Origin of the sequence: Streptomyces sp. A012304 (assembly GCF_026008495.1) — a bacterium.
In the GTDB taxonomy this organism is placed as follows: Bacteria; Actinomycetota; Actinomycetes; order Streptomycetales; family Streptomycetaceae; genus Streptomyces.
In genome coordinates, this window is record NZ_BQUN01000061.1 from 1 (window position 1) to 10,005 (window position 10,005).

The following is a 10,005-nucleotide window of genomic DNA, read 5'->3' on the forward strand; positions in this document are numbered from 1 at the left end:
CCCGCGGAGCGGGATACCGCGCGGCAAGCCGCGCGGTAGTGAAAGCTCCGCTGACGCTCCGCTAAATTCCCGCGCAAGCGCGGGAATTGAATTCCGCAAGCGGAATTCTAAAAGCGTGCCAATTCGCGCAAGCGCGAATTGTGGGCACCCGCGCAAGCGCGGGTGCCGAGGCTGGCAGCAGGGGGAGGTGCATCACGTGCGGGACTGTGTAGGGCCTGGGATTCCTAGCTACATCCTTGGCAACGAATGTGACGGACTGTCGGCCTGACGGGGTGCCGGCCCCACCGCAGTGACGGGTTCCGCTGCGCTCCACCCGAACCCCTCCCCCACCCTCTAACTCGGCCCCTGGCATGTTCACCAATACCCTGCCACCATGCAGGGCAACCCGGCCGCCGTGGGCGGGATTGCGTCACGTATCATCCTGGGGTTGCGAAGTTGATGCGTGGAGGATGCATCACGGGTTTGTACTGTGTAGAGTCTGGGATCAGACACCACACCCTCCAGCGCGGCGCACCTCGCGCCGGGATTCCCTTTCTGATTACGTGCCGTATTCCGCGAAAAGGAGAACACGGGGCATGGCCGTGAAACTGCGTGACCACCAGATTGAGGCCGTTGCCGCCATTGTGCGCGGCCTCGATATCCCGCCGGGCGGCATTCCCTGGGACGGTCTGCGCGGGCAGGTACACGCCGCGTGCGGGACGGGAAAGACCATCATTGCGGCGGCGTCGGCAAAGCGTCTCGTGCCCAAGGGCCGCATTCTCGTGCTGGTGCCGACGCTCGATCTTCTGACCCAGACGGTGCAGGCGTGGCGCGAGGTTGGGCATGCGGGGCCGGCGGTTGCGGTGTGCAGTCTCACCGACGACCCGGAGCTGTGGAACCTCAGGGTGCGCTCCACTACGAACCCCGTGCAGCTGGCGCTGTGGCACGGCTCCGGGCCGGTCACCATGTTCGGGACGTACGCCAGTCTGGGTGTCCTGGCGGAGGCGTTCGAGGGCGTGTACGGCCAGAAGTTGGACCCGGTGGACCTCACGGTGGTCGATGAGGCCCACAGGACAAGTGGGTCGATGGGTAAGGCGTGGGCCGACGTCCACGACCAGACCGTCATTCCGTCGCACCGCCGGCTGTACCTGACGGCGACGCCGCGGATCTGGGAGGAGCGGCTCAACCGGGAGGTCGCCGAAGGGGTACGCGACCCGCTGCCGCGCGAGATGGCGGCCTCCATGGACGACGAGAAGGTCTTCGGGCCCGTCCTGTACAAGCTCTCGCTCGCGTCGGCCGTCTCCCGGGGCTTGTTGGCGCGGTATCAGATCATCGTCCTGGAGCTGAAGGACCCGGTCGTCACGCCCGAGCGGCTGATGGGCGAGGAGCGGCACACCGAAGAGGTCCGCGGGCAGCGCCTCGGGGCCTTGCAGGCCGCGCTCCTGCACACCATGGCGCAGCACAATCTCCAGACCTGCATCACCTTCCACCACCGGACGATAGAGGCACAGGCGTACGCGGAGGGCCTTCAGCGTGTGGCGGCCAAGCTGCACGCTGACCAGCCGGAGAAGTACCCGTCCGCGATCTGGGCGGACTGGCTGTGCGGCGAGCACGTCCCGGAGCGTCGGCGGGAGGTCCTGGGCAAGTTCGGCTCCACCGCCTGGCGTGCGGTGCTTTCGAACTGTCGTGTCCTGGGCGAGGGTGTCGACATCCGGGCGGTGGACTCGGTTGCCCTACTGGACCCCAAGGGCGCGCCGCACGACATCGTCCAGGCCATCGGCCGCGCTTTGCGTCAGAAGCCGGGACAAGGGAAATTGGCCTCTCTGATCGTGCCGGTTTTCCTCCAGCCGGGAGAAAGGCCGGAGGATATGTTCACGTCGGGATCGTATCGGCCTTTGGTGAAGGTTCTTGAGGGTCTTCGGGCACATGATGAAGAGGCCGTCGAATTGCTTGCGATTCCGCAGGAACCGCAGAAGGACGTGGCGCAGCCGTCCGTGAACATCGGCCCGCCGCCCGGGGAAGGCGAGGAAGAATCCCGCCTGCTGCTCCGCTTCGCGGCCCCGCGTGACCCAGTGATGGTCGCAGACTGGGTCTCCTTCAACGTGATCGACACCGAACGCCAGGACTGGGCGCGCGGCTGGGCGAAGCTGAAGGCGTACGTCGAGCGGGTCGGGAACGCACGGGTGCCGTACGGGCACCGGGAGGGTGCGACACCCCTGGGGCAGTGGGTCGCGGAGCAGCGACGGGCCTACGCGGCCGGGGAAATGAGCGGGCAGCGCGCGCAGCGGCTGGAGCGGCTCGGCATGGTGTGGTCCGTGGCGGATGAACGCTTCAAGGAGAACCTGGAAGCCGCCAAGGCCTACTACGACCAGCACTGGACACTCTGCGCACCCCGCACCGCGACCATGCTGGACCGGCCGATCGGACAGTGGCTGTCCAACCTCCGCCGCCCAGGCGCCCTCGACGGGCACCCCGACTGGAAGACCGCGCTCGAGGCCGTGGACGAAGACTGGAACCCGTCGTGGCCGGCGGAGTGGCAGCGGCACTACGCCGCACTGCGCGAGCTGGTGGCCGAGGAGAGAGACCCCTGGGTCGTCACGCCAGGCGTCACCGTGCACGGCATGGACATCGGGAAGTGGCTGACCCGGCAGCGAAAGCCAGAGGTCTGGGCGGCCCTGACCGGGGGGCAGCGCGAGCGCCTGGAGCAGCTCGGCATCGTGCCGCCGGCTCCGGTGGCAGAGGAGCCCGCGAAGCCGTCCGCAGCGCCCGTGAGCGCCTTCGAGCGGGGCGTTGCGGCCCTCGCGCAGTACAAGACCCGCACCGGCTCCGTGACCGTCTCCAGAGCCCACGTGGAACGTCTGGAGGACGGGACAGAGGTTCGATTGGGTGTGTGGATCATGAACCAGAAAGGACGCCGCGCCAAGCTCACCCACGACAGGCTCCAAGCCCTCGCCGACCTCGGACTCGACTGGGCGGCGGAAGGAGCGGCAGCGTGATGACCGGTGACAGCTCTGAAGAGCAGCGGGTGCAGGAGGCCGTGCGGCGGCACGCCCGCAACAGCGCCTTCGAATCCGGCTCGTCGCGGATGCTCGAGGCGTGACGCGGCAGATGGACTCACGTCAGCGGGTGTGGCGGTCAACATGCGGGCGGGTGCAGCGCCTGTACGCCGGCATGGGTGGTGAGGATCCGGTGGTCGCAGTGGCGCAGCAGATGCGCCAGGTCGGCTGGTAGTTCGGCGTGGTGCACCATGGTCACGTCGGTGTCGGTGGTGCGGTGCAGGGCCATCAGATCCGCCCACACGCCCCACGTGATGCGGTGTGCGCGCAGAACGGTCATCCGCTGTACGGCCGCGGTCTTCAGAGCGGAGCGGGCCGCGTGCTCCTGTGCGGGCGCGCTGCCGCGGTCGGCGCAGGCCGGGGCTCGCAGGGGACGGCCTTGTGCCACCGTGTGCAGGATGTCGTGCCACAGCAGCCGGCCGCCGCGGCCGACGGTGGGGTGGATCGAGATCCGTCCTGCCGCTGGATGGTGGGCGGCCAGCACGGTGTGGGTGAAACGCACGTCGTCCTGAGGGTCCACGATCACGGTGAAGGGGGAACGGCCCGCTGCGCGCAGGCTGCTGGGGGATGGGCAGTGCTCGGAAGCAGCCGGTCCGCAGGCCAGAACGTCCACGGCGATCTCACCGAGTGGGTTGATCGCATCCAGCAAGCCCACCGCGGTCCGCCTCCTTCTCGCTCTGCGCCGGCACTTCTCTACGGGTGCCGACCACGGGCTGGGCAGGGTCTGTCAGGCGCAGGTGCCCAGTCGGCTGAACGCCCACCGCAGCACTTCACGGTCCACGCGCGGCCGGCCCGTGCGGCTCAGCGCCAGGCGGACATGGGCGGTGAGCCGGGCCCAGTTGCGGAAGTTGCCGTGCGCGGCATGCTGGTCGGCGAAGGCGATGTCGGCGGCGTCGGCATCAGCCCAGATCGGGTGGAACAGTGGCATGACCTCGCCGACCTCACCAGGGGTGAGGCGGGTGAAGTGCTGCCAGATGAAGATCCGCGAGGAGAGCATCGGCTCGCGGCGCAGCACTGTGTGGCAGCCCTCGCCGCCGACGAAGACGATCGCGAGCTGGGTTGCGGGTTCGTCCCACAGGTAGCGGAAGTATTCGAAGGCCTCCCCGTTGAGCCACTGGGCCTCATCGACGAGGAGGGTGCGGGGGCGTTCGGCCAGGGCGGTTTTCAGCAGGCGGTCGAACTCGCTGGGATGGCGCGGCGGCTGTCCGGCCAGGTCGAGGGCGGTGAGCAGCTCGTAGCGCACCGCGCGGGCGGTGGGCCGGGCCCGGAAGGTGATCCTGCGGACGTCCTCGCCGGGTTCGAGTCCGCGCAGGCAGGTGTTGACGGCGAGGGTCTTGCCGAAGCCGGCGCCGCCGTGGATGCACATCATCGCCCGTGCGGTGACGGTGTCGGCGATGTTCTCCCGGACGGTGAGCAGGGCGCGGGTGGTGACCACGGACGCGTCGGGCAGGTCGACGTACTGGTAGGCGGCCGCGGTCACGAGGCGTCTCCGTCTTCAGCGGTGGGTGCAGTGGGTGCGGGCGGGCCGTCGAAGGCAGGTGCGGGCGGGACGGGAGCGGGCCGGGCGGGCCTGGTCCGGGTGGCGAGGGAGGCTGGGGTGCGCCAGTCGGCCGGGGGCGCGGCGGGCGGGATGAGGTCCGGCAGCGCGAGCTGGGCGAGGTCGGTACCGGCGCTCTGGGCGAGTTCGGCCTCGGCCTGCGCGCCGGTCAGCGCACCGAGCCGCTGGGGGGCCTCGGGCCGGTTCACGGCGGCGTAGCGCTCGCGCCGGGAGGCCTCCAGGTCCTTCTTCAGGCGGCGGGTGCGGGCGGCCCGCGCTCTGCGTACGGCGCTGATCTGTTCGCCGGTGGCCTGGTCGGCCAGGTCCGCAGGGCCCAGGTAGCGGCCGGTGCCCGCGTGGTAGACCTCGATGCGGTGGTCGTGGTGGGGCATGAAGCGGACCCGGACCTGGATGCCGGCCTGGCCCACCATCCACGCTCCCACGTAGTCGCGTTTACGGAAGCGGACACCGCGGGTGGTCAGCGTGCGGATGCCGGCGTCCTCCAGGGTGAACGTCCACAGATCCCTGGCCGGCACGTCCCGCAGCGGGGTGGGATCGTCCTGCCACACCTGGAGCGGAGTCCTGCCCCGCAAGGGCGCGGGCCGGTGCTCGGTGTTCCACCACGAAATCCAGGTCAGCAGTCGGGCGGTGAAGTCCTGGAAGCCGAGCAGCACCTCGTCCTTCGGGCGGGAAGCTCGCTCGCCGGGGCGCGGCTGGCGGGCGTAGCCGGGCAGCGCGGCCAGGAACATGCTCTCCACCGCCCGGTTCAGCCCCTCCACGGTGCCCTTGAGATGGGGGGTGTAGGCGGGCAGATCCTCAACCGTCACATCCAGCAGACCGAACGCGGCGCTCACCGTCGTGGACAGGAAGTCCTTGCCGCGGTCCACGCGTACTTTCTCCGGCAGACCGCCGAACGGGCCGTAGGGCTCCTCGCGCAGCACCGCGGAGCGCAGCGCGGCCAGCACCGACTCCCGCGACGGAGTTCCCGGCGAGACGGCCACCCCCGTGATCGCGTTCGTCGCACAGTCGGTGAACCAGGTGATCCACGGTCTGCGGGCCCTGCCATCGACGTCGACCAGCACCGGGGCCTGCATGTGGTCGGTCTCCCACACCTGATTGCGCCAGGGACGCGGCCGGGCCAGGAACACATCATGCTTGCGCGCCGCGCGTTCCCCTCCCGCAAGCCCGGCCCTCTCCCCCGGCCTCAGGTCACGCCGGATCGCCCGATGCAGCGTAGGAATCGACGGCGGGGACTCCCCCTCACCCCTGGCCGCACGAGCGGCCAGCTTACGGTGGACGGCAGCCACATTCCCCTTCCACAGTCCCAGCAGAGCCCGGATTTCCGGGGTGACGGTGAACCTCCCGTGACTGCGTGCCCGCTCCCCAGGCGCCACGCTCGCGGACTCATCCCGTTCCGCCGCGGCCAGCCATCGCCACACCGCGCGCTCCCGCACTCCCAGCACGTCCGCAGCCGACCTCACATGCGCCGTGGTAAGCCTGCCCTCCCGGCGCAACCCCAGAAGCCGACGCACCGCAGGCCCCCGCAACGCCCGAACCGATCCGGGCGGCAAAACGCCCAACACCGCCGACGGCTGAGTTCCATCCATCCCCCGATCACACCAATCACCCGCCGGGAGCGGCTCAGAACTCACAAAACTGAGACAGCGTCACCCCAGAAGAGATAACGCCCCAGGACAGCGCAGATCCACCCATCTCTCACGCCCAAGACAGTGACCCGACACCCACAAACAGCCACCGACCAGCATCAACATGCCAACGACCTGCTGTCTCTCACACCACTGTCACCAAAACGAGAAATCGCACCCTCGCCGCGCAGGGGCTGAAATGGGCACAGCAGGGTTAAAGGATGGGGTAAGTTTGTGGTTAATCGGTGTCGGGTCCTGACGTGAAGGTGCAGGGAATGGCGTCTGAGGAAGAACTGTTCGCGTCTGTTGACGCTCTGTTGAACGAGGAGCCGCACCTGCCGCCTCCGGCGGAGCGTGCCCGGCTGCGTGAGGCCGCCGGCATCACCCAGGCCCGCCTGGCCACCGCGCTGAAGACCACGACCCAGTCGGTGAAGAACTGGGAAAACGGCCGCAGCGAGCCGAAGTCTCCGCGGCTGGAGGCCTACCAGCGGCTGCTGAAGGGGTGGGCGGCGAAGTATCCAGCCCCCGGTGCAGCCCCGGCACATGCTCCGGCGCGAGCGGCGTCTACCGAGCCGGCCGCGTCCAGGGTGGAGACGGCAGACGCCCCGCAGGCTCCCGCCGTTCCGGCTGCGGCGCCAGCGCGCCCCGCCACCCCTTGGCCCGCTGCGACATCGCGGCGGCCCGCCACGAAGAAGGCGGCGCAGCCCGCAGCCGACCCGCGCTTCCCGCACGGGCCCCTCGCGGTCCTGGACGGTGACGGCTGCGCATACGGCGTCGACGGGATCATGCTGGACTGCCCCGCGACCACCGTGCCCGAGTTGGTGGAGTGGACGCTGCGCGAATCCGGCCTCGGTGCACCGAAGCTCAACCGCTACGGCAAGGACAGCGACCCGCTGATCGTCCTCACCGCCGCGGCCGCCGTGAAGCTGGGACTGCCCGAGCGCCTTCAGGGCCATGAGCAGCGCCGGTCCCTGCGTCTACCGGAGGACCATCCGGTCGTCAAGCAGGTAGCGAAGGCGAAGTGGCGGCTCACCCAGCGCGGGTTCGGCCCGTGGGCAAGGATCTACCGCAAAGCCCAGGGTCGCGAGCGGCAGTGCGTGCAACTGGCGATCCTGTCCTGGGACGCCCTCGATGAGCGGTCCTGGCCCGGCGTTACGGAGATGGAGCCAGCCGACATCGCCCGCGTCCTGGGCGTGTACGCCACCCGGGTCATCACCCCGCGCGGATCGACGGCCGTGTCCGGGCTGGAGCTGATGACGGCGCTGCGCCCGCCCACCCGCGCGGTGCGCGACGAAGCGACCGGGAACTGGGTGTCCGCCCACAACCCGGGCTCGCTGGGGACCGAGCCGATGGACCCCGCGCCGCCGGAGGCCACCCCCGAGCACCCCGTCGTCGTCGACAGCGGGTGGAGCGGTGGCTTCCTCGATGAGGAGGCGTACCAGTGGGTGCGCGATGTCAGCCTGCTGACGGATGAGGAGTGCACGCTCCCGTACGCGGTCGGCCTGGACCTCAACACCGCCTTCCTCGCCGCCGCAGCCCGCCTCGTCGTCGGCCTGTCCGCCCCGGACCACTTCCACGCCCCGGCCTTCAACCCGAAGATCCCCGGGAGCTGGCTGGTCGACCTCTCCCACGTCGAGGTGGACCCCCGTCTGCCCTCACCGTTCACACCGGACGGCACCCGGCCCACGGGCCCGGCCTGGTACCAGACACACACCGTCGCCTACGCCCAGGAACTCGGCTACAACGTCGCCCCGATCGAGGCGTACCTGCGCCGCGAGACCGGCGCCTACCTGGACCCGTGGCACGACCGCCTCAAAAACGCCTACGTCGACACCCTCGCCGACCTCGGCGTCACCCGGGAGCTCTCCGACACCGAGTTCCTCGCGGCGATGGAGCGGCACAAAGACGTCGACCCAGCGATGGCGGCCGTCCTCGCCGCCATCAAGGCCACGGTGAAGGGCGGCATCGGCAAACTGCGTGAACGCCCCCAGGGCAAGAAGTACAAGGAGGGCGAGCGATGGCCGGCCCTTCAGCGGCCGACCTGGCGCCCCGACATCCGCGCCGCTGTCATCAGCAAGGCGCGGGTCAACATGCACCGCAAGCTCACCAACATGGCGAAGATGACGGGTCTGTATCCGCTCGCCGTGCTGTCCGACTGCGTGGTCTACCCCTCGCCTGGGGAGAGCCCGCTGGACTTCCTCCCGTACGCCGCGTCCGGCAAGCCACAGCCCGGCGGATTCCGCCTCGGACCCACCCCCGGCCTGGCCAAGCTGGAAGGCGTCCAGTCGATGCTCTGGGCGGTCGACCTCATGGAACAGGACCACAACCCCGCCCGCCACATCAAAGGCGGCGACGCCGTCCTCGACGAAGGCGAGTAAACCAGTGCCCGACGCCGGCTCGACGCACAAGACCTGGTTCCCACCGGCCGACACTGACGGCCAGGACTCCACTGCCGAGAAGGGCTGAGCTGTGGCAGAGATCGACGACGCCATCGAACGCGCCGACCGGGAAACCTTCACCCGCCAGCCACCCAAGACCCTCCAAGCACGGATCAATTTCCTGATGAAGCAGCTCAAGACGACCAAAGCCGTCGCGGCGGAGATCGGCGTCAGCCAACGGTCGGTGGAGCGATACCGCAAAGGCGAACGCAAGCACCCACCCAAGGACATCGCCGAACGGATCGACGACGCCGTACGGGCCCGCTGGCAGCCACAGGTACGCAAACGCCGGCAGAAGCAGGCCGCCACCACACGCGGGATCACGGTGGAGACAAGGGCCCGCTTCGGCTACACCGCGCCGATCGGCACCACCGACGACGGACGCTTCCGCCGCCTCACCGTCCACCTTCCCCCCACCTACGCGCAGCGCCTCTTCGACGCCCACAACGCCGGAGCCAGCGACCAACAGATGCGCCAGATCATCGCCGAAGGATTCAAGGACATCTACTTCCAAGACGGCGGAAACCGCGCCACCGGCCTCACCGACGTCACCCTCAACGACATCGACTACCTCGACCTCGACTACTAACCTGGCCCCGGCTCGCAGGTGTCAACGGTTCCTGAGATTTGACCCCCTGGGAGTCCGGGAAAATTGACCCCCAGTGGGTTGATCAGTCGCGGCCCGCGCGGTTCTCCTTGGCGAGGAGTTCGCGTCGCTGGCGGGTGCGGTAGGAGTCGCCGGTGAGGGTCAGGACCTCGGCGTGGTGGACCAGGCGGTCGATCATCGCGGCGGCCACGACGTCGTCGGAGAAGGTCTCTCCCCAGCGCCCGAAGGGCAGGTTCGAGGTCACCATGACAGAGCCCTGCTCGTAACGGGACGCGATGAGCTGGAAGAACAGGTTCGCCGCATCCTGATCGAACGGGATGTAGCCCACCTCGTCAACGATGATCAGCTTGTAGCGGCGGATCTTCTTCAACTCGGCTTCGAGCCGACCGGCCTGGTGGGCCTCGGCGAGGCGGGTGATCCAGTTGCTGGCGGTGTCGAACAGGACCGAGTAGCCGGCGTGCGCGGCCTTGACGCCGAGCCCGATGGCCAGGTGCGTCTTGCCGATGCCCGGCGGGCCGAGCAGGATCACGTTCTCCGCCTTCGCGACGAACGTGCCGGTCGCCAGGTGGGCGAGGACGTCGCGCCGCAGCGACGGCAGGTCGTCGAGGTTGAAGTCCTCCAACGTCTTGACCTGCGGGAAGTGGGCGGTGCGGATCCGCATCACGGTGCCCTTCGACTCCCGGTCGGCAACCTGCCGCTGCAGCAGTGCGGCCAGGTACTCCTCGTGGGACCAGTTCTCGTC

Annotated in this window: 7 protein-coding genes; 3 read left to right on the top strand and 4 right to left on the bottom strand. The window is 69.2% G+C overall.

What is annotated here, in order from left to right; all coding sequences use genetic code 11:
- The first annotated feature begins 575 nt into the window (after positions 1-575).
- The gene (locus ALMP_RS14055) at positions 576-2,975 is read left to right on the top strand and encodes a DEAD/DEAH box helicase (protein ID WP_264927579.1); all 2,400 of its coding nucleotides are present in this window, start codon (positions 576-578) and stop codon (positions 2,973-2,975) included.
- Positions 2,976-3,114: 139 nt separating this feature from the next.
- On the opposite strand, the gene ALMP_RS14060 is transcribed toward ALMP_RS14055, so the two are convergent.
- The 3 genes from ALMP_RS14060 to ALMP_RS14070 all read right to left on the bottom strand — a co-directional run bounded on the left by ALMP_RS14060 (position 3,115) and on the right by ALMP_RS14070 (position 6,104).
- Positions 3,115-3,690: a hypothetical protein gene (locus tag ALMP_RS14060; RefSeq protein WP_264927581.1), complete on the bottom strand. Its 576-nt coding sequence runs from the start codon at positions 3,688-3,690 to the stop codon at positions 3,115-3,117.
- Positions 3,691-3,762: 72 nt separating this feature from the next.
- Complete coding sequence (locus tag ALMP_RS14065; protein WP_264927583.1) at positions 3,763-4,515, bottom strand: ATP-binding protein; 753 nt, start codon at positions 4,513-4,515, stop codon at positions 3,763-3,765.
- Positions 4,512-6,104 carry a Mu transposase C-terminal domain-containing protein gene (locus tag ALMP_RS14070; RefSeq protein ID WP_375803481.1) on the bottom strand — a complete coding sequence of 531 codons (1,593 nt, stop codon included), beginning with the start codon at positions 6,102-6,104 and terminating at the stop codon, positions 4,512-4,514. The genes ALMP_RS14065 and ALMP_RS14070 overlap by 4 nt, the downstream gene beginning before the upstream one ends.
- Before the next feature lie 389 nt (positions 6,105-6,493).
- Between ALMP_RS14070 and tap the strand changes: the two genes are divergently transcribed.
- Both tap and tpg read left to right on the top strand, forming a co-directional pair.
- Positions 6,494-8,596, top strand: coding sequence for a telomere-associated protein Tap (tap, locus tag ALMP_RS14075; RefSeq protein WP_264927587.1), 2,103 nt, complete (start codon positions 6,494-6,496; stop codon positions 8,594-8,596).
- A gap of 91 nt (positions 8,597-8,687) precedes the next feature.
- A complete protein-coding gene (gene tpg, locus ALMP_RS14080; RefSeq protein WP_264927590.1) occupies positions 8,688-9,245 on the top strand; it encodes a telomere-protecting terminal protein Tpg in 558 nt (185 codons plus the stop codon).
- Positions 9,246-9,327: 82 nt separating this feature from the next.
- Here the strand turns inward: tpg and istB are convergent.
- A partial coding sequence (istB, locus tag ALMP_RS14085; protein WP_264927592.1) for an IS21-like element helper ATPase IstB occupies positions 9,328-10,005 on the bottom strand: 678 nt, incomplete at its 5' end.